The 916-nt window shown below is 64.8% G+C and carries 1 protein-coding gene; it reads left to right on the top strand.

Annotated elements, in window-relative coordinates; genetic code table 11:
• The first annotated feature begins 23 nt into the window (after positions 1-23).
• Positions 24-854: an IS21-like element helper ATPase IstB gene (istB, locus tag A5766_RS06165; protein WP_039854434.1), complete on the top strand. Its 831-nt coding sequence runs from the start codon at positions 24-26 to the stop codon at positions 852-854.
• Positions 855-916 lie beyond the last annotated feature (62 nt).

Below are 916 nucleotides of genomic sequence, written 5' to 3'. Positions count from 1 at the left end.
ACACCGACACCGACAATGCTGGGCTGGACTCTTCGAATAGTGTTGGGCCACAGTCACAATCAGCGATCTCGGTCTACCAGCAACTACGCGGACATCTCGCCGTCCTCAAACTCGACGCCGCAGCCGAAGCCCTGCCCCAAGTCTTGGCGGCCGCCAGCGAGCACGAGTGGTCGATGACCCAGACTCTCGAGCACCTGCTGGGCATCGAGGTCGATGCCACCGAAGCCCGACGGCTTGCCGGGCGGTTGCGGTTCGCGTGCCTGCCCACCCCGGCCACGTTGGACGGCTTCGACTACGACGCCGCGCCCGGCGTGGACCGGGCGCTGATCCGCGAACTCGGGACGTGTGCCTACCTCGAATCGTCGACGAACGTGCTGCTCATCGGCCCGCCGGGTACGGGCAAGACGCATCTGGCGGTCGGGCTTGCGAACGCCGCGGTCCACGCCGGCTATCGCACCTATGTGACCACCGCCGCCGACCTGGCCGCACGCTGCCACAAAGCCGCGATCGAAGGCCGTTGGGCCACCTGCATGCGATTCTTCGCCGGACCCACCTTGCTCGTCATCGACGAGCTCGGCTACCTCCCATTGCCGGCCGAAGCCGCTTCAGCCTTGTTTCAGGTTGTGGCGCAACGATATTTGAAAACATCCATCGTCATCACCACCAACAGGTCCGTCGCCGAATGGGGCGAAGTGCTCGGTGACACCACCGTCGCCGCAGCCATGCTCGACCGGCTGCTGCATCGCTCCGTCGTGCTCAAACTCGACGGCGACTCCTACCGGCTTCGTGACCATCACGCCCGCACCCACAGCCAGCGCACCGCCACCGCACCCACCAGAAGGTCGCTACAGTAGAAACCGCCCACGGGTGGGGAATTTCAGTGAGCACACCTGGGGAACTTTCTTGAGCCTCGTCA

Source organism: Gordonia sp. 852002-51296_SCH5728562-b, assembly GCF_001665475.1.
In the GTDB taxonomy this organism is placed as follows: domain Bacteria; phylum Actinomycetota; class Actinomycetes; order Mycobacteriales; family Mycobacteriaceae; genus Gordonia; species Gordonia sputi.
The sequence above is the reverse complement of the archived record's forward strand: the minus strand, read 5'-3'. Positions and strand labels throughout refer to the sequence as shown.